Origin of the sequence: Halomonas beimenensis (assembly GCF_002549795.1) — a bacterium.
Classification (GTDB): domain Bacteria; phylum Pseudomonadota; class Gammaproteobacteria; order Pseudomonadales; family Halomonadaceae; genus Halomonas; species Halomonas beimenensis.
The window spans coordinates 3,085,110-3,106,702 of record NZ_CP021435.1 but is presented as its reverse complement, the minus strand read 5'-3'; the positions used below and the strand labels follow the sequence as shown (position 1 = coordinate 3,106,702).

Annotated in this window: 23 protein-coding genes; 10 read left to right on the top strand and 13 right to left on the bottom strand. The window is 70.8% G+C overall.

The features are described 5' to 3' along the window. The first annotated feature begins 49 nt into the window (after window positions 1-49). The gene (locus tag BEI_RS14470) at window positions 50-1,090 is read left to right on the top strand and encodes a DUF3179 domain-containing protein (protein WP_153045799.1); all 1,041 of its coding nucleotides are present in this window, start codon (window positions 50-52) and stop codon (window positions 1,088-1,090) included. After that, on the top strand, window positions 1,087-1,653 hold the full coding sequence (locus BEI_RS14465) for a hypothetical protein (protein ID WP_097790183.1): 567 nt from the start codon (window positions 1,087-1,089) through the stop codon (window positions 1,651-1,653). The genes BEI_RS14470 and BEI_RS14465 overlap by 4 nt, the downstream gene beginning before the upstream one ends. A 20-nt stretch (window positions 1,654-1,673) precedes the next feature. Here BEI_RS14465 and BEI_RS14460 read toward each other — a convergent pair whose 3' ends face one another. The 5 genes from BEI_RS14460 to BEI_RS14440 form a co-directional block, all read right to left on the bottom strand. Then, window positions 1,674-2,315: an ATP-binding cassette domain-containing protein gene (locus tag BEI_RS14460; protein WP_097790182.1), complete on the bottom strand. Its 642-nt coding sequence runs from the start codon at window positions 2,313-2,315 to the stop codon at window positions 1,674-1,676. Between the two features lie 20 nt (window positions 2,316-2,335). Beyond that, a complete protein-coding gene (locus tag BEI_RS14455; RefSeq protein WP_097790181.1) occupies window positions 2,336-4,030 on the bottom strand; it encodes an ABC transporter permease in 1,695 nt (564 codons plus the stop codon). Window positions 4,031-4,048: 18 nt separating this feature from the next. Further along, window positions 4,049-5,281: an ABC transporter substrate-binding protein gene (locus BEI_RS14450; RefSeq protein WP_097790180.1), complete on the bottom strand. Its 1,233-nt coding sequence runs from the start codon at window positions 5,279-5,281 to the stop codon at window positions 4,049-4,051. A 5-nt stretch (window positions 5,282-5,286) separates the two neighbouring features. Beyond that, window positions 5,287-6,402, bottom strand: coding sequence for an aminoglycoside phosphotransferase family protein (locus BEI_RS14445; RefSeq protein WP_097790179.1), 1,116 nt, complete (start codon window positions 6,400-6,402; stop codon window positions 5,287-5,289). Window positions 6,403-6,639: 237 nt separating this feature from the next. Beyond that, complete coding sequence (locus BEI_RS14440) at window positions 6,640-7,044, bottom strand: VOC family protein (RefSeq protein ID WP_097790178.1); 405 nt, start codon at window positions 7,042-7,044, stop codon at window positions 6,640-6,642. A gap of 86 nt (window positions 7,045-7,130) precedes the next feature. Between BEI_RS14440 and BEI_RS14435 the strand changes: the two genes are divergently transcribed. The 6 genes from BEI_RS14435 (at window position 7,131) to BEI_RS19395 (ending at window position 14,037) form a co-directional block, all read left to right on the top strand. Beyond that, window positions 7,131-7,445, top strand: coding sequence for a putative quinol monooxygenase (locus tag BEI_RS14435; protein ID WP_097790177.1), 315 nt, complete (start codon window positions 7,131-7,133; stop codon window positions 7,443-7,445). Window positions 7,446-7,499: 54 nt separating this feature from the next. Further along, window positions 7,500-8,981, top strand: a complete 1,482-nt coding sequence (locus tag BEI_RS14430) for an NfeD family protein (RefSeq protein ID WP_097791100.1) — start codon at window positions 7,500-7,502, stop codon at window positions 8,979-8,981. Between the two features lie 45 nt (window positions 8,982-9,026). Continuing rightward, entirely contained in the window at window positions 9,027-9,785 is a 759-nt protein-coding gene (locus BEI_RS14425; RefSeq protein ID WP_097790176.1) for a slipin family protein, read from the top strand. A 356-nt stretch (window positions 9,786-10,141) separates the two neighbouring features. Then, the gene (locus tag BEI_RS14420) at window positions 10,142-11,632 is read left to right on the top strand and encodes a SulP family inorganic anion transporter (RefSeq protein WP_097790175.1); all 1,491 of its coding nucleotides are present in this window, start codon (window positions 10,142-10,144) and stop codon (window positions 11,630-11,632) included. Window positions 11,633-11,894: 262 nt separating this feature from the next. After that, on the top strand, window positions 11,895-12,749 hold the full coding sequence (locus BEI_RS14415; protein WP_097790174.1) for a universal stress protein: 855 nt from the start codon (window positions 11,895-11,897) through the stop codon (window positions 12,747-12,749). 88 nt (window positions 12,750-12,837) lie between these two features. Then, window positions 12,838-14,037 (top strand): MFS transporter, encoded by a 1,200-nt coding sequence (locus tag BEI_RS19395; RefSeq protein ID WP_097790173.1) that lies wholly within the window; start codon window positions 12,838-12,840, stop codon window positions 14,035-14,037. Here BEI_RS19395 and BEI_RS14405 read toward each other — a convergent pair. The 4 genes from BEI_RS14405 to BEI_RS14390 are packed head-to-tail and all read right to left on the bottom strand — an operon-like array spanning window position 14,027 to window position 16,481. Further along, on the bottom strand, window positions 14,027-14,524 hold the full coding sequence (locus tag BEI_RS14405) for a DoxX family protein (RefSeq protein ID WP_097790172.1): 498 nt from the start codon (window positions 14,522-14,524) through the stop codon (window positions 14,027-14,029). The genes BEI_RS19395 and BEI_RS14405 overlap by 11 nt on opposite strands. After that, window positions 14,521-15,282 carry an HvfC/BufC N-terminal domain-containing protein gene (locus BEI_RS14400; protein WP_193765119.1) on the bottom strand — a complete coding sequence of 254 codons (762 nt, stop codon included), beginning with the start codon at window positions 15,280-15,282 and terminating at the stop codon, window positions 14,521-14,523. Before BEI_RS14400 ends, BEI_RS14405 begins: the two co-directional genes overlap by 4 nt. Window positions 15,283-15,297: 15 nt before the next feature. After that, a complete protein-coding gene (gene bufB, locus BEI_RS14395) occupies window positions 15,298-16,152 on the bottom strand; it encodes an MNIO family bufferin maturase (protein ID WP_097790170.1) in 855 nt (284 codons plus the stop codon). 47 nt (window positions 16,153-16,199) lie between these two features. Further along, complete coding sequence (locus BEI_RS14390; protein WP_097790169.1) at window positions 16,200-16,481, bottom strand: BufA1 family periplasmic bufferin-type metallophore; 282 nt, start codon at window positions 16,479-16,481, stop codon at window positions 16,200-16,202. Between the two features lie 142 nt (window positions 16,482-16,623). On the opposite strand from BEI_RS14390, the gene BEI_RS14385 reads away from it, so the two are divergent. After that, the gene (locus BEI_RS14385) at window positions 16,624-16,965 is read left to right on the top strand and encodes a TraR/DksA family transcriptional regulator (RefSeq protein WP_097790168.1); all 342 of its coding nucleotides are present in this window, start codon (window positions 16,624-16,626) and stop codon (window positions 16,963-16,965) included. A 76-nt stretch (window positions 16,966-17,041) separates the two neighbouring features. Then, on the top strand, window positions 17,042-17,404 hold the full coding sequence (locus BEI_RS14380) for a RidA family protein (RefSeq protein WP_097790167.1): 363 nt from the start codon (window positions 17,042-17,044) through the stop codon (window positions 17,402-17,404). Between the two features lie 70 nt (window positions 17,405-17,474). Here BEI_RS14380 and BEI_RS14375 read toward each other — a convergent pair whose 3' ends face one another. The 4 genes from BEI_RS14375 to BEI_RS14360 all read right to left on the bottom strand — a co-directional run bounded on the left by BEI_RS14375 (window position 17,475) and on the right by BEI_RS14360 (window position 21,543). Beyond that, on the bottom strand, window positions 17,475-18,986 hold the full coding sequence (locus BEI_RS14375) for a PhnE/PtxC family ABC transporter permease (protein ID WP_097790166.1): 1,512 nt from the start codon (window positions 18,984-18,986) through the stop codon (window positions 17,475-17,477). Continuing rightward, a complete protein-coding gene (locus tag BEI_RS14370; protein ID WP_097790165.1) occupies window positions 18,983-19,741 on the bottom strand; it encodes an ATP-binding cassette domain-containing protein in 759 nt (252 codons plus the stop codon). Before BEI_RS14370 ends, BEI_RS14375 begins: the two co-directional genes overlap by 4 nt. Further along, a complete protein-coding gene (locus BEI_RS14365) occupies window positions 19,741-20,595 on the bottom strand; it encodes a putative selenate ABC transporter substrate-binding protein (protein ID WP_097790164.1) in 855 nt (284 codons plus the stop codon). Before BEI_RS14365 ends, BEI_RS14370 begins: the two co-directional genes overlap by 1 nt. A gap of 75 nt (window positions 20,596-20,670) precedes the next feature. Beyond that, complete coding sequence (locus BEI_RS14360; RefSeq protein WP_097790163.1) at window positions 20,671-21,543, bottom strand: MurR/RpiR family transcriptional regulator; 873 nt, start codon at window positions 21,541-21,543, stop codon at window positions 20,671-20,673. Window positions 21,544-21,593 lie beyond the last annotated feature (50 nt).

Here is a 21,593-nt window from a genome sequence, read left to right as displayed (position 1 = left end):
GCTCCGCCCGGGCCGAGCCCGGCCGGGCGTCCGACGGGAGGAAGAGATCATGAGGCGTGCTTTCCTGACCCTCGGGCTGGCCCTGTGGCTGGCCGTTCCCGTGGTCTCCCTGCAGGCGGCGCCGCCTTCGGTGGTCGAGCCGGCGGTGCCCCTGGCGCACTCCCTGGAGGCCATGCGCTCGGCGGTGCGGTCCGGAGGTCCCGGCAAGGACGGCATTCCCGCCATCGACCGGCCACGCTTCGAGTCGCCGGCCGAGGCGGACGGCTGGCTCGATGATCGGGACCGGGTCATCGGCTACTACCGGAACGGGGAGGCCAGGGCCTATCCCCAGCGGATCCTGGTGTGGCACGAGATCGTCAACGACGTGGTGGGCGGCGAGCCGATCGGCGTGACCTACTGCCCGCTGACCGGCTCGGCCCTGGGCTTCCGCCGCGGCGACAGCGAGTTCGGCGTCTCCGGCCGCCTGCTCAACAGCAACCTGGTCATGTACGACCGGGCCACCGACAGTGAATGGCCCCAGCTGCTGGGCGTGGCCATCAGCGGTCCCCTCCTGGGCCGCGGCCTGGAGCCCCGCCGGCTGATCTGGACCACCTGGGAGGCCTGGAAGGCGCGTCATCCCGAGACCCGGGTCCTGAGCCGCGACACCGGCTATGTGCGCAACTACCGCCGCGATCCCTACGGCGACTACAACCCGGTACGCGGCTACTATCGCCCCGACAGCCGCCGGCTCTTCCCGGTCATGGCGGAGGACGACCGCCTGCCCGCCAAGGCCATGGTGCTGGCCTTCCGCGATGCGCGCTCGGCCGCCGCCGTCGGCCTGCCGGCGTTGCGTGAGGCGGGGGTGATGCGCCTGAGCCTGGGCGAGCGCGCCTATCTGGTCATCCACGATCCCGGCCTGGATACCGGCTGGGTCTTTCACGCCCCCGAGGGGCGCGACATCGATCGCGAGGCGTTGCGCTTCGGTCCCGACGGGGTGAGCGGTCCGGGGATCGAGGGCCTCGAGCCCGTCCCGGCCTTCCAGGTGATGTGGTTCGCCTGGGCCGCCTTCCACCCCGACACCCGCCTGATCCGGGAGAGCCAACCGCCATGAGCGCCATGGTTCGGCTGCTGGGGGCGCTCCTGTCGCGGCCCGCCAGCCTGGCGGTGATCCTCGGGACGGCCCTGGGCTATGCGTTGCTCTACCTCTGGCTTGTCGGGGACATCGCCGGGGGTGGGCGTGGCGGCCTCCGCCTGGCCTTCCCGGCCTGGGAGCGGGCCTTCGAGTCCCGCGGGGCGCTACGCTTCGAGCCGGTGGGCCTGATCGAGCTGGGCCCCTGGGTGTGGACCTTCAGCCCCCTGGACACCCTGATCGCCCTGGGGCTCGGCGGGCTGCTCGGGGCCAACCTGGCCGGCCTGTGGCGGTTGCGGCGGGCGGCCCGGCAATGTCCGGTGAAGCCGCCGTCCGGGGCCCTGCTGGCCGGCCTGCCCGCCCTGCTGGCCGGCGGGGCCTGTTGCGCGCCCCTGCTGGTGATCTGGCTGGGGTTGCCCATCGCCGGCAGCCTGGCGGTGCTGGCGCCCTGGCTGGTGCCGCTGTCCTGCCTGGCCCTGCTGCTCGGACTCTGGCGCCTGGCGGTGTGGCAGTCGCCGGGAGAGGCGAGGAAGGAAGGTGACTGAACAATCCCTCGCCGTGCGGCTCAGTTCCCCAACTCGATGATCCGGCCGTCGGCCGCCTCGGCGTCTTCCCGGTCATGGGTCACCATCAGGGTCGGCAGTCCGCGGTCGCGGATGCGAGCGAAGACCAGGCGGCGCATCTCGTCGCGCAGGGCGGCATCGAGCTTCGAGAAGGGTTCGTCGAGCAGCATGGCCCGGGGCTCGGCCAGCAGCACCCGCATCAGTGCCACCCGGGCGCGCTGGCCCCCGGAGAGGGTCGCCGGGTCGCGTCCGGCGAAGCCGGCCAGGCCGATGTCGGCCAGGGCCTCGCCGACGAGCCGGCGTCGCTCCCGCCGGCCGCCCCCGGGGCGCATCCCGAAGGCCAGGTTGCCCCCCACGCTGAGGTGGGGAAAGAGCAGCGGATCCTGGAACAGCAGCCCGAGCCGGCGCCGCTCCGGGGGGCGTCGCGTCAGGTCGTCGTCGCCCAGCCGGATGCGCCCCGTGGCCGAGAAGGCCGGGGACAGGAAGCCGGCCACCTGGGCCAGCAGGGTCGACTTGCCGACCCCGGAGGGGCCCATCAGGGTCAGTACCTCTCCCGGGGCGATGCGGGCGTCCACCGCCACCAGGGGATGGCTCCCCTGGAAGATGGCGACCCTCTCCAGGATCAGGGGGCTCGTCTCGGGCATGGGCGGGCGGGGCTCCTGGGTCATGTCAGCAGCTGGCGTCGGTGGCGGAAGAGGAAACGGGGCAGGCCGATGGCCAGCAGGAAACCCAGGGCCGGCAGGGCCAGCTGGCCCAGGGCGTAGACGGCGGTCAGGCGGCGGTCGCCGCCGCTGGCCAGGCTCACCGCCTCGGTGGTCAGGGTGGCCAGCCGGCCGGCGCCGAGCAGCAGGGTGGGCAGGTACTGGCCGACGCTGACTGCGAAGCCCACGGCGGCGGCCACGGCGATGGGGGCCGTGAGCATGGGCAGGCGCACCCGCCAGAAGATCCCGGCTCGGGAGGCCCCCAGGGCGGCGGCGATCTGGCCCCAGCGCGGGTCCAGCCGGCGGTAGCTCTCGGCCAGGGAGAGGAACACATAGGGCAGCACGAAGAGGCTGTGTCCCAGGGTCACCGCCGTCCAGCCGGCGGCCAGGCCCAGCTGGGCCTGGAGCTGCACCAGGCCATAGAGGAAGGCCACCGGCGGCACCAGCAGCGGCAGGTAGAGGATCAACTGGGCGCCGGGGCGCAGCGGCCGGCGGCGCAGGGTCTCGGCCTCCAGGCAGCCGATCACCAGCACCACCGACAGCAGGGTCGACCCCAGGCCGATGCTGGCGGTATGGCCGAGCGGCCCGAGGGCGGTGTCGGCGGCCTCTCGCCAGGTGGCCAGCGTCATCGGGGACGGCCAGGCGGCGGGGAAGGGCCAGTAGGCGGCCAGCGACCAGAGCGCGAGCCCGCCGAGGCTGGCTCCCAGCAGGACGATGGTCAGCCCCGTCAGCCCGCCGCCGAGGAGCCGGCCCAGCGTCTCCCCGCGATGGCGTCCGCCGCCCTCCAGCCAGCCGGCCAGCAGCCGTCGCACCAGGCATTCGCCCCCCCACCAGAGCAGCAGCGCCAGGGCGGTGACGCCGAGCTGCAGCAGGGCCCCGGCCGAGGCCTGGAAGCGCAGGGCGAGGTCGGGATCGTTCAGCCAGCGGACGACCGCCACGGCCAGGGACGGCGGGGTGGAAGGCCCCAGGATGATGGCCACTTCCACCGTGGAGGTGGCGAAGGCGATCACCGCATAGACCGGCAGGCGGATCAGCGGGTAGAGCCCGGGCAGCACGGCCTTGGCGAAGGCGTTGACCCGGCCATAGCCCAGCGCCCGGGCCACCATGAGGCGCTCGTGGGCCCGGCACTGGGGCAGGGCGGCCAGGCTCATCAGCAGCAGGAAGGGCACCTCCTTCAGCACCAGTCCGGCGATCAGGGCCAGCCCGTCGGGGTCGCCCGGGAAGAGGTAGTCCGGCGGGCGGGTCCAGCCCGAGGGCCTGGGCGAGGCCAGCCGACTGGCCCATCCCGACGGCGCCAGCAGGAAGGCCAGGGCGATGGCGGCGGCCGCATGGGGCACCGCCAGCAGCGGCGAGAGCAGCCGCCGCACCAGCCGGAACAGCGGCGTCTCGAGGAAGGCGCCGAGGAACAGCATCACGATCGCCAGCGCCACCAGGGTGCTGACCAGCCCCGTGAGCAGGCTCAGGCGCAGCATGTCCGCGAGCCCCGGCGCCTGCCACAGGGCTTGCCAGGGGGCCAGCGTCCACGCCTGGCCGCCCAGCGCCGGCAGCCAGCCGAAGGCCGGCGCCAGGACGCCGCCCAGGCCCGCCGTGACCGGCAGGATCAGCAGCAGGACGGTCAGGCGGGGGATCAGCCGGATCCCCGGACGAAACACCGGCATCAAGGCGTCGCCCGCGGCTCAGTTCCGGGCATAGCGCTCGAGCCAGGCCGCCTCCAGGGCCTCCATCCAGCTGGGATGGGGTTCGGGCAGCAGCTTGCCCAGGGCCTCGGGCGGCAGGCGGGCGGGATTGTCCTCCGCGGTGGCGAACGCCTCGCGCTGCTCCGGCGACAGCCGGTCCATGTCGAGGACGGTGGGATCGCCCCAGACATCGATGTCCTGCTTGCGGGCCTGGGCCTCGGGCGAGAGCAGGTAGTTGGCCAGCACCATGGCGCCGGCCTTGTGACGGGCGTTGAAGGGAATCGCCACGAAGTGGACGTTGCCCAGGGTGCCGCCGTCCAGCACGTAGCTGCGCGTGTCGGGGGACAGCTGGTGGGCGGCCACCGCGGCGGCGGGTTCCGAGGGGTTGAAGGTGAAGGCCAGGGCCAGCTCGCCGTCCCCCATCAGTTGCTTGAGCTCGGGCCCGCTGGTGGGGAAGTGGCGTCCCTGGCGCCACAGGTGCGGATGCAGGGCATCCAGGTAGTCCCAGAGCGGCGCGGTCACCGTGGCGACATCATGCTCTCCCGCGGGGTCGGCGAGGACCGCCGGGTCCTCGGCCAGCTCGATCAGCGCCTGCTTGAGGAAGGTGCTGCCCAGGAAGTCCGGCACCAGGGGGTAGGTGAAGCGCCCGGGGTTGGCCTTCGCCCAGTCGAGCAATGCCGCCATGTCGCCGGGCGGCGTCGGGACGCGCTCGGCGTCATGGTAGAAGGTCAGCTGGGCCTTGCCCCAGGGGGACTCGTAGCCTTCGGTGGGCAGGGTGAAGTCGGTCAGCACCTCCGGGTTCTCTTCCGGGGCGGTCAGCGCGAAGTTCGGCAGCCGGCGGGCGAAGGGACCGAACAGCAGGTCATGGCGTTTCATGGCGGCGAAGTTCTCGCCGTTGATCCACACCAGGTCGATGGCGCCCTCGTCGACGTTGCCGGCGGACTTCTCGGCGATGACCCGGGAGACCGCGGCGGCGGTATCGTCGAGCTTCACGTGGACCACCTCCACCCCGTGTCGTTCCTCCAGGCGCTCGGCCACCCAGCCGATATAGCGATTGGTGGTGGCATCACCGCCCCAGGCGTTCCAGTAGACGGTCTGGCCACGGGCTTGCTCTTCCACCTCGGCCCATTCCTCGGGCACCGGCGGGGCGTCCGTCCCGGTCGCGGCGATGGCCGGCAGAGTCGGCCAGAGCAGGGGAAGGAGCAGCGCGGCGGCCAGGGTGCGTAGCGTCATCGGGATCATCCTGTGTGGGGGGAAGGGCGGTCGAGCAGGGCCGCCAGGGCATCGAGCTCCTCGCGGCCGCGGCGCAGCGTCGCCGGGTCCAGGTAGTGGTTCACCCGGTCGCGCACATGGGCGATCAGGGCATCCTCGCTGAGATCGGAAGACCAGTCTTCGCCTCGTCGCCCCGCATCCGGGGAGCGCCGGTGGGCGCCGCGCCACTTGGCGCACCAGGTCAGCGACCACAGCCACATGGCCCGCCGGCAGGCCAGCAGGACCGTGCCGGGGTGCTCGGCCGAGGCCGGGCCCAGGGCCCGGCGCCACTCGGCATGGAAGTCGGCCACCTGGTCGACGTCCAGCACCGCCCGGGAGGCCAGGTCCCAGGTGGTGGAGGTGTAGAGGCTGGCATGGGCCAGGTCGAAGCCCGGCAGGCCATAGCGGCACTTCTCCAGGTCGACCAGCACGGCGCGGCCCGCCCCCTCGACCAGGAAGTTGCCCGGGTGGGCATCGAAGCTGATCAGGCGCGCCATGGCCCCGCTCCCCGGGAGGCGCTCGGGCAAGGCCTGGAGCTCCGCCTCGATCAGCCGGCGCGCGGTGTCGCCGAGGCCCGCCCCGGGCAGGGCCGCGGCCTGGCCGAGCACTTCCTGGCGCATGGCCCGCCAGGGATCGGCCGGGGCGTGCAGGGGCGCGCGCTCCGACCGGGGCGGGCAGGGTCGGCGATGCAGGCTGGCCAGGGTTCGGGCGATGGCCGGCAGGTCTTCCGGCAGGCGGGCCGGTCGGCCCGCGATGGCCTCGACCAGCAGGGCGCCCCGAGGCAGGTCGTCGTCCGGCGGCAGCACGGCGAGCAGCGCCGGCGTGTGCCCGCCCTCCGCGGCCCGGGCGAAGCAGGCGCCCTGGTAGGTCAGATTGTCCCGGGCGCTCAGCCCCATCTGGCTCTGCTTGGGCACCCGTGCCACCCGGTCGCCCGCCGGATGGCGAATCCAGACGTGGCGATGGGCGAGGCCGGTGTCGGCCATCATCTCGAGGCCCTGTACGCCGTCGAGCCAGCCGGCGCGCCCCAGGGCGCGGGTGAGGCGATCGATCAGCGTCGCCGGGGCGTGGCTCTCCTTGTCGGCCAGAGGCGTCGTATCGGGCATCGGGAGTCCTTGATGGCGTCGTGCAGGGACTGAGTCGTCGGCAGCCGGTCTTCCTTACAGCGCTTGTTGTCTCAGCATAGCGGCTGCGCCCGACTTCGTGTGGTCGACTTCGATGATAACCCCTTGGGGGAAAAGAAAAAGGGCGCCCCGTAGGGAGCGCCGAACGAGTCGACATGTCGGACATGCCGTAGGGAGATGGCGGTCGAGACCGCCACGAGAGAGAACCGGGACGAAGGTTCAGGCCAGTCGCTGGCCCGACACGCTGGGGTGATAGAGGGGCTGGACGGTGTTGCCGTCCGGGTCCTTGCAGTAGAGGCTTCGCCCCCCGTCGCCATGGTCATGGGGGCCCCGCACGACCTCGACGCCCCGGGCCAGCAGGTACTCGTGCCAGGCGTCCACGTCCTCGCGCTCGTCGACCACGAAGCCGAAGTGATCCAGGCGCTGGGGATCGCCGCCCGTGTCCGCCTTGGCCCGGGCCAGCGAGAAGTTGTCGTTGCCGAGCGTCAGGTAGACCAGGTCATCGTGGGCGCGGCGCAGCACCGACATGCCCAGGATGTCGACGTAGAAGTGCTCGCAGGCCTCGAGGTCCTGGACCTGGAGGGCGATGTGACGCATGCCGTTGAACGGGGCGGGGCGTTGCATGGAGCCTCCTTGACGCGATGGGGTTCAGAAAATCATTGGAAAATGTTTCCATAATTATCCCCGTTTCACAACCCAGGGAGTCCGAGATGTACTGCATCATCGTCCAGACCCGCCTCAAGCCCGGAACTCGCGATCGCTTCCTCGAGGCCATGCTGCCCAACGCCGAGGCCTCGGTCCGCGACGAACCGGGGTGTCATGCCTTCGACGTGATCGAGGATCGCGACACCCCCGACCTCTTCCACCTCTACGAGATCTACACTGACCAGCAGGCCCTGGCGGCTCATAAGGAAACGCCGCATTACCAGGCCAGCCGGGCCGTGGTCAACGAACTGATCGCCGAGCAGCAGGTGATTCGCGCCGACGTCCTGGCGACCAACCCGCCGGTCCGGTCCCAGGCCTGAACGAATCGCCTCGCCCGGCATCACAGGATTACCCTTATGCCGAGGCGAGGCGCCATGATTCCCACCCGATCGCGTGCCAAGGGTCGTCTCCTGCTCTGGTTGAGCCTCACCTGCCTGCTGCTGGGGGCCTTCGCCGCCTGGCAGTCCCAGGCCCAGTCGACCCGCGACACGGCGCTGGTCATGACCCTGAACGGGGCCATCGGCCCGGCCACCAGCGACTACTTCCAGCGCGGACTGGAGCTCGCCGCGGAGCGCGAGGCCAGCCTGGTGGTGGTGGAGATGGACACGCCCGGCGGGCTCGATGCCGCCATGCGCGACATGATCAGCGCCATGCTCGCCTCCGAGGTGCCGGTGGCCATCTATGTCTCCCCCGGCGGTGCCCGGGCGGCCAGCGCCGGCACCTACCTGCTCTATGCCAGCCATGTGGCGGCCATGGCGCCGGCCACTCACCTCGGATCGGCCACGCCGGTGCAGATCGGCGGAGGCGGCGGGCTGCCCGGCCTCGGTGAGCCCGAGGAACCGCCCGACGAAGGGCCGGCCGACGAGGGGCCGCCTGCCGAGGAGACGGAATCGGCGACGGCGCAGGAGGATACGCAGCAAGAGGGCGCCGAGGAGGCGCCCATCCTCGAGCCCGGCAAGCGCCGCGGCGAGACCGCGATGGAGCGCAAGGTGCTGGAGGACGCGGTGGCCTACATCCGTTCCCTGGCCGAGCGTCACGGTCGCAACGCCGACTGGGCCGAGGCGGCGGTGCGCGAGGCGGTCAACCTCACCGCCCGGGAGGCGCTGGCGCGCGACGTCATCGATGTCCTGGCCGGCGACCTCGACGATCTGCTGGCCCAGATCGATGGCCGCGAGGTGGTGATGGCCGACGGCACCCTGACCCTGGCCACCGAGGGGCTGACCCTCGAGCGCTTCGACCCGGACTGGCGCACCCGGTTGCTGGAGGTGATCACCGACCCCAACGTGGCCTATTTCCTGATGATCATCGGCTTCTACGGCCTGATCTTCGAGCTCTCCAATCCCGGCAGCCTGGTGCCCGGCACCATCGGCATCATCTGCCTGCTACTGGCGCTCTTCGCCTTCCAGGTGCTACCCGTTAACTATGCCGGCCTGGCGTTGATCCTGGTGGGGCTCGGGCTGATCGTCGGCGAGGCGCTGATGCCCAGCTTCGGGATCCTCGGCATCGGCGGCATCGTGGCCTTCGTGATCGGATCGGTGATGCTGATGGATGCGGACACCCTGAACATCTCGCTGCCGCTGATCGGTGGCGTCGCCCTGGTGGCGGCGGGGTTGATGTTGTGGGTCATGACCCGCTTCATCGGCCTGCGGCGGCGCCCGGCGCGTACCGGCCAGGAGGAGCTGCTGGGCAACGAGGCCCAGGTGCTGGAGGACTTCCAGGGCGAAGGGCACGTGCGGCTCCATGGCGAGCGTTGGAACGCGCGCAGCCGCCGTCCCCTGAGCCGTGGTCAGGTGGTGCGCGTGGTCGGCATCGACGGGCTCACCGTCGAGGTCGAGCCGGAGGACGGAGCGTCCTGAAGGAGGCCGGCGGACGCCGGCCCTCAACGTCGAGGAGAGACAACCATGATGATTTCCTATCTCGTGCCGGTCGTCCTGGTACTGATGCTGCTGGCGGCCTCGATCCGCATCCTGCCGGAGTACAAGCGGGGCGTGGTGTTCTTCCTGGGGCGCTTCCAGGCGGTCAAGGGGCCGGGGCTGATCATCGTCATCCCGGGCATCCAGAAGATGGAGGTGGTCGACCTGCGGGTGATCACCATGGACGTCCCCGAGCAGGACGTCATCTCCCAGGACAACGTCACGGTCAAGGTCAACGCCGTGCTCTACTTCCGGGTGGTGGATCCGGAGAAGGCGATCATCCAGGTGGAACACTTCGTCAGCGCCACCAGCCAGCTGGCCCAGACCACCCTGCGTTCGGTGCTCGGCAAGCACGACCTGGACGAGATGCTCTCCGAGCGCGACAAGCTCAACGACGACATCCAGGAGATCATCGACGCCTCGGCGGAAGGCTGGGGCATCAAGGTGGCCAACGTGGAGATCAAGCACGTGGACCTGGACGAGAGCATGATCCGCGCCATCGCCCGCCAGGCGGAAGCCGAGCGGGAACGGCGCGCCAAGGTGATCCACGCCGAGGGCGAGCTGCAGGCGTCGAAGAAGCTCGTCGAGGCCGCCAACGTCATGTCCGAGAACCCCGCGGCCCTGCAGCTGCGCTACCTGCAGACCATGAACGACATGAGCAACAAGAACGCCTCCACCATCGTGGTGCCGTTGCCCATCGACCTCATGGAGGCCTTCCGCCACATGGCCAAGGGCGGCGGCGATTGACCGCCGTCTCCCGTCGGCGGCGCGATATGCAGGCCGCCGCCATTCCTGCTAGAATCCCCTCCCTTTGCGCCCCGGCCCCGGCCCGGGGCGTGTCGTGAGCACAGGGATTCGACCGACCGTGATACCGTCCTCTTTCGGGCTGGCCACGCCGCCCTAGACCGTTCCCGCCCAAGCGACCCGGCGAGCGCCGTCACCGGCGCGTCATCGCCCGGCATCATCGTGATGCCCCGGTGCCCCCGCACGGCACCTCCCCCCGAATTCCAAGACGCTCGACCAGCATCGATGCCCTTGCGGGCGTCCGGTGCACGACCCTGGCGCCCCTAGGGCATGACAATCACTCTCGACTGGACCGCAGCATGATCCGATCCATCAAGCACGACTGGTTCTCGAACCTGAAAGGCGACACCCTGGCGGGTATCGTCGTGGCCCTGGCCCTGATCCCGGAGGCCATCGCCTTCTCCATCATCGCCGGCGTCGACCCCAAGGTCGGCCTCTACGCGTCCTTCTCCATGGCCGTGATCATCGCCTTCGCCGGCGGTCGACCGGGGATGATCTCGGCGGCCACCGGGGCCATGGCCCTGCTGATGGTGACCCTGGTCAAGGAGCATGGCCTGGAATACCTGCTGGCCGCGACCCTGCTCACCGGTCTGCTGCAGATCCTGGCCGGCTACCTGCGCCTGGCCGACCTGATGCGCTTCGTGTCGCGCTCGGTGGTCACCGGCTTCGTCAACGCCCTGGCGATCCTCATCTTCATGGCCCAGCTGCCTGAGCTGACCAACGTCACCTGGCATGTGTATGCCATGACCGCGGCGGGGCTCGGCATCATCTACCTCTTTCCGCTGCTGCCGGTGATCGGCAAGACCCTGCCCTCGCCGCTGGTGTGCATCCTGGTGCTGACCGGGGTCTACCTGGTCTCCGGCATCGACATCCGCACCGTGGGCGACATGGGCGAGCTGCCGGACACCCTGCCGGTCTTCCTGTGGCCGGACGTGCCGCTGAACCTCGAGACCCTGGCCATCATCTTCCCCTATGCGGTGATGCTCACCGTGGTGGGCCTGCTCGAGTCGATGATGACCGCCACCATCGTCGATGACCTCACCGACACCCAGAGCGACAAGAACCGCGAGTGCAAGGGCCAGGGCCTGGCCAACCTGGGCACCGGCCTGCTGGGCGGCATGGCGGGCTGCGCGATGATCGGGCAGTCGGTGATCAACATCAAGTCCGGCGGCCGCAGCCGCCTCTCCACCCTGATCGCCGGCGTGATGCTGCTGATGATGGTGGTCTTCCTGTCCGACTGGGTCTCGCGGATTCCCATGGCGGCCCTGGTGGCGGTGATGATCATGGTCTCCATCGGCACCTTCAGCTGGAGCTCGATCCGGGACCTCAAGAAGCACCCCATGAGCACCAACGTCGTCATGCTGGCCACGGTGGCGGTCACCGTGAGCACTCACAACCTGGCCATCGGCGTCTTCGTCGGCGTGCTGATCGCCGCCATGAACTTCGCCAACAAGGTGGGCAACATCCTCTACGTGGGCTCGGAAGAGATCGAGGCCGGCCGGCATCGTGCCTACCGGGTGGTCGGTCAGGTGTTCTTCGCCTCCTCCGAGCGCTTCGCCGCGGCCTTCGACTTCAAGGAGACCGTGGAGAAGGTGACCATCGACCTGTCACGCGCCCATTTCTGGGACATCACCGCCGTGCAGACCCTGGATCGGGTGGTGATCAAGTTCCGCCGCGAGGGCACCGAGGTGGAGTTGATCGGCCTCAACGAGGCCAGCGCCACCATCGTCGACCGCTACGCCATCCACGACGATCCGGCGGCGGTCGAGAAGCTGATGGGCGGGCATTGAGCCCTTACGATAGGTAGGGCTGTGGCAGTAAGCCGGCGACAGGTCCCGGAGCGCCGGACCGACGAGGGGGCGCTGTGACCCCCTCCCTGGGCGCTACCGACGCCATTCCTGGCGTAGGCCCCCCGCTACGACCTGTCCCCGGCGTCCCTCGCCGTGCTTGACGGCGATACCTTTGCTTCCCGTTGGCCGTCCCTGTGACGGGATGGCCGCGATGGTGTAGAACGGGAACCGAGACAATACACGCCAGCTTCAGGACAGACAGATGACAGAACAGGTGATGGCCGCCATCGACGGCTCGCAGTTTTCCGAGGGCGTCTGCGACTACGCCGCCTGGGCCAGCCTGGCGCTGGATGCGCCGCTGACCTTCCTGCACGTGGTCGACAACCATCCCCAGACCGCCGAGGCGGACCTCTCCGGCAACATCGGCCTGGGCTCCCGGGAGCACCTGCTCGAGGAGCTCTCCCACCTGGACGAGCAACGCGCCAAGGTGGCCCAGGAGCAGGGGCGGTTGATGCTCAAGGCGGCCAAGGAACGTGCCGTCGAGGACGGCGTGGCGGAGCCGGGCAGCCGCCAGCGCAACGGCACCCTGGTGGAGACCATCGCCGAGCTGGAGGACGAGATCCGCCTGCTGGTGGTCGGCAAGCGCGGCGAGACCGCCCATCAGGACAGCGAGCACCTGGGCTCCAACCTGGAGCGGGTGGTGCGCAGCCTGCACCGGCCCATCCTGATGGTGCCGGACGCCTTCAAGACCCCCGAGCGGGTGATGATCGCCTTCGACGGCAGCAAGACCACCCGCAAGGGCGTGGAACTGCTCGCCAGCAGTCCGCTGTTCAAGGGCATCCCCTGTCACGTGGTGATCGTCGGGGCCGAGACCGGCGACAACCGCTCCCAGCTCGACTGGGCGCTCGCCACCCTGCGCGAGGCCGGCCACGAGGCCGAGGGCGCGATCCGGGCCGGGGACGTCGAGGAGACCCTGCGGGCCTACAAAGAAGAGCAGGACATCGACCTGGTGGTGATGGGGGCCTACGGTCACTCCCGCATCCGCCAGCTGCTGGTGGGCAGCACCACCACCTCGGTGCTGCGCCGCGCCACCATCCCCGTCCTGCTGTTGCGCTGAGCGAGCGCCGCCCCTCCGGGGGCCGCGCGCCGAGAAAGGCCTCGCTCCGGCGGGGCCTTTCGCGTCCATCCCCTCGTCGGAGACCGCCATGAGCTATCGCACCCTGCTGAGGGACCATCGGGGGCTGCTCGGCATCGCCTTCCTGGCCATGTTCTCGTCGAGCCTGGGCCAGAGCTTCTTCGTCGGCCTCTTCCAGGTGCCCATCAGTGAACGCCTGGGACTCACCGCCGGCCAGTTCGGCACCGCCTATTCGCTGGTCACCCTGGCCTCCGGCTTCGCCATGCTGCGCTTCGGGCCCAGCATCGACTGGGTGGCCCCGCGCCGCTTCGCGTTGATCGTGCTGCTCGCGCTCTTCGCCGGCATGGCGCTGCTCACCCTGTCGCCGGCCTGGTGGCTGGGGCTGCTGGGGCTGGGACTGGTCCGCCTGTGTGGCCAGGGCATGATGAGTCACCTGGGCAACACCCTGGCGGGACGCGAGTTCACCGCCCTGCGCGGCCGCGCCCTGGGCCTGGCCGGGATGGGCCTGATGCTGGGCGAGACCCTGCTCCCGCCGCTGGTGGCGGCGCTGCTGGTGTGGCTAGGGTGGCGGGAGCTGTGGTGGACCCTGGGAGCCGGGCTGGCCGTGCTCTGGGGGCTGTCGCTGGCGGCGGCCCCCTGGCCGCCGGCGCCGGGGGCTCGGCCGCAGGGTGGAGAGGCGCGGGACGGGCCGCGGCCCTTCCGCGATTCGCGCTTCTGGCGGCTGCTGCCGCTGCTGATGACCCTCCCGGTGACCCTGACGGGGCTGTTCATCTACCAGGCCCAGCTGACCGCGGCCATGGAAAGCTCCCTGGCCGTCTATTCCCTCGCCCTGACCGGCATGGGCCTGTCCAAGCTGCCCGGGGCCCTGCTCGGCGGGCACTGGGTGGATCGCCTGGGCCCGGTGCGCCTGGCGCGGCTCTACCTGCTGCCCTTCGCCCTGGGCCTGGTGCTGGCCCTGACGCTGGGCGGGCACCTGGCGGTCTGGGCGCTGATGGTGGGCGGCGGGCTGGCCATGGGCGCCCAGGAATCCATCGCCACCAGCCTGCTGGTGCGCCTCTGGGGGGCCGAGCACCTGGGACGGGTGCGGGCCACCCTGAGCGCCTCCATGGTCTTCTCCACCGGCATCGCCCCGGCGGTGCTGGGCCTGGCCCTGGACCTGGGCGCCGCCTTCGAGTGGGTGCTGGCCGGCATGCTGGCGCTGCTGGTCGGCGGCTGGGGGCTGGCCCAGGGGGTGCTGGCCAGCCCCGAGGCCCGGGGCGTCACCCCCTAGGGTGGGGGCGGGTCGGCTTGGCACCGGGCGCATGCCGGTCCAGCCAACCCGCCAGCAGGCGATCCAGCGACAGGGCACCGGGCCCGCGCAGCACCAGGGTCAGCAGGCTGGCCGCCCAGAGGCCATGGGTCACCCAGGCATCGGGATAGACGAAGGTCTGGATCACCAGGGTCATGACGAGCAGTCCCGTGGCGGCCAGCCGGGTCGCGAGCCCCGCCCAGAGCAGCAGCGACAGGCCGAACTCGGCGAGGGTGGCCAGATAGGCCGCGAGCACCGGCGGCAGCAGCGGCAGGGCGTACTCGTGCTCGAACAGGAAGAAGGTGCTCTGGCTGAGCGCGAAGCCCTCGACCTTGGTCAGCGCCGAGCCGAAGAAGACGCTGCCCAGCACGACCCGCATCAGCAGGGCCACCGGATCGAAGGGCACCCGATCCAGGCCCGGCGCCAGGCGGTGATAGTAGAACCTCAGGGGAAGCAGCAGGGCCTTCATGGGGTGTCCTCCTCGATGGGGGCGGCCGGGACGCCCAGCACGCCCAGGGCGAGCAGGGTGCCCAGGGCCTCGCCGGCGGTCGCATCGTCTCCGGCCTCGAAGTCGATCATCAGGGCCTCGCCGAGGGCGGTGGTGCCGTCCAGGCGTTCATGCAGGCGGCGGGTGAACGGCGAGACGGGCGTCAGGCCGACCCGGCCGTGACGGCGCACCACCAGCCAGGGCCAGTCGCCGGCCTCGCCGGGCGGGACGGGGTCGCCGCCGTCCTCCAGGCGTCGCCAGAGGTTGGCCACGTCGTGGCGGCAGCTCACCAGCCGGGTCGCCGGCCGGGGGGCCAGCACCAGGCCCTCCGGGTCCGGATGCTCGGCCAGGCGCGACGCCTCCAGGGCGGGTGCCTCGGCGGCGTGGCTGACGTCGAGCCGGGCCCGCTCGAGGCGACAGACGTCGCTCACGTAGCGGTAGTCCGCCAGGGGCGGCAGGCCGTCCAGGAAGTCGGCGAAGCCGGCCCCGTAGTGCATCAGCCGCGGGTCGGCGGGCGGATGCCCGCGGGCATAGTCGCCGGCCGCGGCGGCGAAGTAGTGCTCGCCGAGCAGCGCCCGGGTATGGGGGAAGGCCGTGGCCAGGGCCTCGATCAGGCTCTGGCGGATGTTGTTGCGGTAGACGGCCAGGCCGTCGGGTTGCCCCAGATCCGCCTCCGTCCCGGTGGCGGGATCGCGCATGGCGGCGATGAAGCGGCGTTGCCAATCGGCGAGGGTGTCCATGGGCATCTCCTCGTGCTATTGGCCGACGGCCGGGTATGGGATTCCGGCTCGATGGGCCCGGGCCCGCTCGGCCTCCGCGACCCAGCGGTCCAGCGACGGGACCCGGGTGTCCCACTCGATCAGGGTCGGCACCGCCGGGTGCTGGCGGGCGAGTCGGGCATAGCGCGCCCAGACGTCATCGCACACCGGGCCGCCGTGATCGTCGATGCGCAGCGGCGGGGTGGCGGCGGTGTCGAGGCTGTGGCCGGCCAGGTGGAACTCGCCCACGGCGTGTCCCGGCAGGGCGGCCAGGTAGGCCTCGAGGTCGCGGCCCAGGTTGTGGGCGCTGATATAGGCGTTGTTGATATCCAGCAACAGCCCGCAGCCGGTGCGGGCCACCAGCTCGGCGAGGAAGTCGGCCTCGTCGAGGGTGTTCATCTCCAGGCGCACGTAGAGGCTGGGGTTCTCGATCAGCAGGCGGCGCCCCAGGGCCTGCTGGACGATGTCGACGTTGCGGGCGACCAGCGCCAGGCTCTCCTCGGTGAGCGGCACCGGCAGCAGGTCGTTGTAGAAGTCGCCGTCGAGCCGACTCCAGGCCAGGTGTTCGGAGACCCGCGCCGGGGCCAGTTCCTCCACCAGCGCCACCAGCCGGCCTAGATGGACGGGATCCGGGCGTTCGGCCCCGCCCAGCGACATGCCCACGCCGTGCACCGAGAGCGGATAGGCCGCGGCGATGGCGTGGAGCCGTTCGCGGACCGGTCCTCCCGCGCCCATGTAGTTCTCGGCGTGCAGTTCCAGGAAGTCCACCGGCCGGGGCTCGGCGAGCAGCGCATCGACGTGGCGATGCTTGAGCCCGATACCCACGGCGCCGGGGTCAAGGGAAAGGGGCATGGCGGTCTCCTCGAAGGGGGCCCGCCGGTCGGCGGGCCGTGGCAGGCTCAGGGGCGATCGACTTCGGTCAGGCTGCCGTTGCCGTGGGGCGTCTCGATGCTGGTGCAGGTGCCTTCCGGCACCAGCTTCCAGGCATTGCCCTGGTAGTCCACGGTGGAGGTGCCGGCGCAGGTGGTGCCTGGTCCCGCCTTGCAGTCGTTCTGGCCGGCCAGGGCCACGCCATAGCACTTCTCCATCGCTTCCCCCTCCGCGGCCTGGGCGGTGGCCATGGTCCCGGCCTGGGCCAGGGCGGTGGTGAGGACGGCGGCCATCATGGTGGAACGTTTCATGTCGCTTCTCCTGTGTGTCGCTCGGGATGTGATGCCACCGAGCATCGCTTCGATGCGTCGATATGCCTTGATGAGTCGCGGTGCATCGCGAATGCTTACAGGGCGAGCGAACAAAATGCGTGATCACCGATGGAAGCGACCCATGAACCATCCCGACCTGGACATGGCGGCCGTGAAGGCCCGGCTCGAGGCCATGCACGACGACCTCCTCGCGCAGAGCGCGGACAGTCAGGGGGCCCGCGACACCGTGATGCTGGATCAGACCTCGGTGGGGCGGCTGTCGCGCATGGACGCCCTGCAGGGGCAGGCCATGGCCAAGGCCGAGGAGGAACGCCGCCAGCTGACGCTCAAGCGCATCGCCTCGGCCCTGGCCCGGATCGAGCGTGGCGAGTACGGGGAGTGCATCGCCTGTGGCGAGTGGATCGATGCCCGGCGCCTGGAGGGGGATCCGGTGGCATTGAAATGTATCGGCTGTGCCGAATAGCCTGGTGATTTCGGCTGCCTTGAAAGTTGTCCCTGGGTTATCATGCGGCTACATCCCTTATCGGCAGGAGCAAACCATGACCATCCAGCGCCATGACACCAAGACCCGCATGAGCCGGGCCGTGATCCACAACGGCGTGGCCTACCTGTGTGGCCAGGTGGCCGGCCCCGAGGCCCGCCACGGCGACATCACCGAGCAGACCGAGAGCATGCTGTCCCGGGTCGACGGCCTGCTCGAGGAGATCGGCTCCGATCGCGAGCACCTGCTCAGCGCCACCATCTACCTCAAGGAAGGCCACGACTTCGCGGCCATGAACGCCGTCTGGGATGCCTGGGTGCCCGAGGGACACGCCCCGGCCCGCACCTGCGTCTGCGCACCCATGCCCGCCGACGAGCTCCGGGTGGAGATCACCGTCACGGCCCTGGTCAAGGACGCCTGATCCCGAACCGACCGAGGCGGCAACGCAAAGGCCGGCGCCTCAGGCGCCGGCCTTTCTCGTGGTCGCCCGGTCAACGCAGGCAGGGATCCTCGAGGGGCACCTCCCGGGGGCGGAGCCGTCGGGACAGGGTGTCCACGGCGATATTCAGCCCGGCGGTGATGAGCAGCAGGAAGAAGGCCACGTCGAACATCAGGTACTGGAAGTGTTCGTCGATGTAGTAGCCCAGGGTCGCCACCCCCAGCATGCCGAGGATCGCCGTTTCCCGCAGGATCACCTCGGCGCGGTAGTAGAGCAGCGCCAGCACTCCCGGGTAGATCCGCGGCAACAGCTCGTAGGCCAGGCGACCGCTGGCCGGAAGTCCGGGCATCCCCGGCGTCAGGCCATCGGCATGGCGGGCGGCGAGGAAGGCGATCAGGGCGCCGTTGTGCAGCGCCAGGGCCAGCCAGGCGGGCAGCATCGACGGCCCCAGCAGCAGCAGGAACACGAAGGCCAGCATCAGCTCCGGGGTGGAGCGCAGGAAGACCAGCAGTCCCCGGCCGGCCAGCCGCGTCGCCGGGGTACCGAAGTGTCGGCTGGCCAGCGGCCAGAGCGTCAGGGCCACCAGCAGGGCGCCGACGGTGCCGAGCAGCCCCAGCAGCAGGGTATGGCCGATGGCCGGCCCGAGTTCGGGGATGCGCGCGAGCCAGTTCACGAGCTCTGCCGCTTCTCCGTCGAGCAGGGGCGCGGGCCACAGGTCCTGGCTGAGGAAGCGCCACAGCAGCCCCCCGTCCACCGCCGGCCAGGGGCCGAGCAGGAAGGCGCCGCCGACCAGCAGCAGCGGGATCAGGCGCCGGTGGCTCCACCAGGGCAGGGCGGCGATCAGCAGGTAGAAGCACCAGAGCAGGGCCCCGGCCTCGGGATAGCGGCCCTCGCGGAAGGCGGTCTCCAGCTGGAAGCCCAGGGTCGGGAGGCCGACGAAGCCCAGCAGCACGCTGGCACGCAGGCCGCACTCGAACCGGTAGCGGGTGTAGGCGGCCGGCCGCTCCCAGGCCAGCGGCAGCTCGGCGTAGAGGAATCGCGACAGCCGGCCGACGCCGGGCGGCAGGGCCTCGGCGGCGGCCCGCGGCGTCTGCTCGAGGATCTCGGCGTAGACCTTGGCGAAGATGCCGGCGTAGGGAATGGCCAGGGCGGCCAGGGCGGTCAGGGCCGAGAGGCCGAAGACCTGGAGGAACAGCAACGCCCAGAACAGCTCATGGATGGCCCGGACGAAGGCGCAGCCGGCCCGTACCAGGCGCGAGCGGGCGAACGCCAGGGCCAGGGGAAAGCCCAGCACCACGCCGGCGAGCGTGCCCCACAGGGCCACGGCGACGGTCAGCCCCAGGGCCTGGAAGGGCGACTCCACCGCCGTGAAGTCGGGCCAGGCCAGGCCCCGAAGCATGCGGCCGAGCTCCGACCAGGGATCACGGGTGATCACCGAAAGGTCGGCCAGGGGCATCAGCAGCAGCGCCAGCGCCACCAGGGTGAGGGTGTGGCGGGCCAGCCGCGGACCGCCGGCCGAGCCGGCCAGCCAGGTCGGCCGGCGGGGCTGGGTCGCCTCGTTCATGCCCGCCCCCGGGAGCAGGGCAGGGCCTCGAAGGAGGGGGCGGCCGGCTCGCCGCCGGAAGGCGACTCGGGAGGGGCGCCTCCCGCATCGGGGTAGAGGGCATCGAGGTCCGCCAGGTCGAGCTCGTCGGTCGGGGCGTCGATGACCAGTCGGCCGTCGTGCAGGCCCCAGACCCGGTCGAAACGGGAGAGGGCCAGCTCTCGCTGGTGCAGGGCGACCACCAGGGTATCGTGACGAGCCTCGATCAGGTCCAGCAGGCGTAGCGCCTGGTGAGGGTCGACGCTGGCCACGGGCTCGTCGCCGAGGAACACCGATCGCTCCTGGTAGAGGGCTCGGCCGATGGCCGTCCGCTGGCGTTGTCCCCCGGAGAGCTGGCCCACCGGCCGGCGCATCAGGCCCTCGAGGCCCAGCCGGTCGCAGAGCTCGGCCACCTCGGCCCAGGGAGCGCGCAGCGGGCGTACCAGGTTCCACAGGTTGGCCAGCGTCGAATGCTCCGCCAGCCGCCCCATGTAGATGTTGTGATAGACCGCGAGCCCCGGCACCAGGCCGTGATGCTGGGGGCACCAGGCGGCCTCATCGCCGAGGCGGGTCCGCAGGGCCTCCAGCAGGGTGGACTTGCCGGCGCCGCTGGGGCCGAGCAGGGCGACGCGCTCGCCGCGGTCCAGCCGCAGGCGCAGGCCGGGCAGCACCACCCGATCGCCATGGCCCAGGTCGGCATCCTCGAGGACGACCAGGGGCTCGCGCGGCGCGTCCATCAGCGCAGCAGGCCGAGATCTTCCGCCACGTCCTCGATGGGAGCGTACATGGCGTTGTCGGCGGGGATGAAGGCGGAGCGCGGGAAGCTGTCGAGCAGCTCCGGGTCGTCCATGGCCAGCAGGGCCTCGCGCACGGCCTCGGTGAAGCCGTCGCCGAAACGCTCGTCGGCATCGCCGCGCAGGGTCCATTGGTAGTCCGGGTAGCTGGGCGTGGACCAGATCACCTCGACCCGGTCGGTGTCCACCCGGCCGTCCTCCACGGCGGCCTCCCAGACCGCGTAGTTGACCGCGCCGAGCTCGTAGGTGCCGGCCTCGACCAGGGCGATGGTCCGGGAGTGGTCGCCGGAGAAGCCGACCCGCGAGAAGAGTGCCTCCGGGGCGGCGTCGAAGCGCTGGCGCAGGAAGTGCTCGGGCATCAGGCGGCCGGAGGTGGAGGTCTTCGAGCCGAACGTGAAGCTCTTGCCCTCGATGGCCTCGGGCAGTTCGTCTGCCGGCTCGAGGCCGGTGGACGCGTGGGCGATGAAGTAGCTCTTGAACTCGGCGTCCTCGGCGCCCTGGGCCAGGGCCCGGGAGCCGGGCACCAGGCGGCGGGCCTGGACCCCGGAGAGGCCGCCGAACCAGGCCAGCTGGACCTGGTCGTTGCGGAAGGCGGTGACCGCCGCGCCGTAGGACTTCACCGGCACGTACTCCACCTCGACCTCGAGGCGCGCCTCCAGGTAGTCCGCCACCTTGGAGAAGCGCTCGATCAGGCGCGACTGGTCCTCGTCGGGAATGGCGGTGAAGCGGAAGGTGTCGGCCGCCGCGGCCTGGGCGAACAGGGCGAGGGCGACGGCGGAAGCGGCGATCCAGCGCATGGGCGGGCTCCGTGGAAAGGGATGGGAGCCGCTATTGTTGTGATCTCGCGGGGAACCTGCAAGCCTCGGAGGCGTTCACGCCTTCTTGTCGCCCTCGACGACCGGATAGCGGGTATCGCGCAGGCTGTCCTTGATCTTCTTGAGGTGGGGCAGGAAGTCCTCGCCGCGGCGCAGGGTGACCCCGGTGGCCAGCACGTCGATCAGCGCCAGCTGGATCATGCGGGAGGTCATCGGCATGTAGTGATCGGTGTCCTCGGGGGCGGTGATCGCGAGGGTCTCGGTGCACTCGTCGGCCAGCGGCGAGTCCGGGGCGGTGATCCCCAGTACCACGGCGCCGTTCTCCCGGGCCAGGCGGGCGATATCGACGAGCTCCCGGGTTCGGCCGGTGTAGGACAGGATCACCACCACGTCGCCGGTGTGGCAGGCCGCGGCCACCATGCGCTGCATCAGCACGTCGATGTAGGCCGACACCGGCATGTTGAAGCGGAAGAACTTGTGCTGGGCGTCCTGGGCCACGGCCCCGGAGGCGCCCAGGCCGAAGAAGTGCAGCTGCTTGGCCTGGGTCAGGTAGTCGACGACTCGCTCGACCCGAGCCGGATCCACCTCGCGCCGCGCCAGGTCCAGGGCGGCGATGGTGGCGCCGAAGATCTTGCCGGTGTACTCGCCGGCGGCATCGCCGGGTTCCACCGCCTGGCTGACGTAGGGGGTGCCGCCGGCCAGGCTCTGGGCCAGCTTGATCTTGAAGTCCGGGTAGCCCTTGGCATCGAAGCTGCGGCAGAAGCGGTTGACGGTGGGCTCGCTGACCGAGGCCGCATGGGCCAGGCTGGCGATGCTCATGCTCGTGGCCGCGGCGGGATCGGCCAGGATGACGTCGGCGACCTTGCGTTCCGAACGGTTGAGCTCATCGAGTCGGTTGCGAATGCGGACCAGCAGATCGTGACTGACCATGCGCGAGGGAGTCTCCATGACGGTGGCGGCGGCGTGCCGCCTCTCTATGT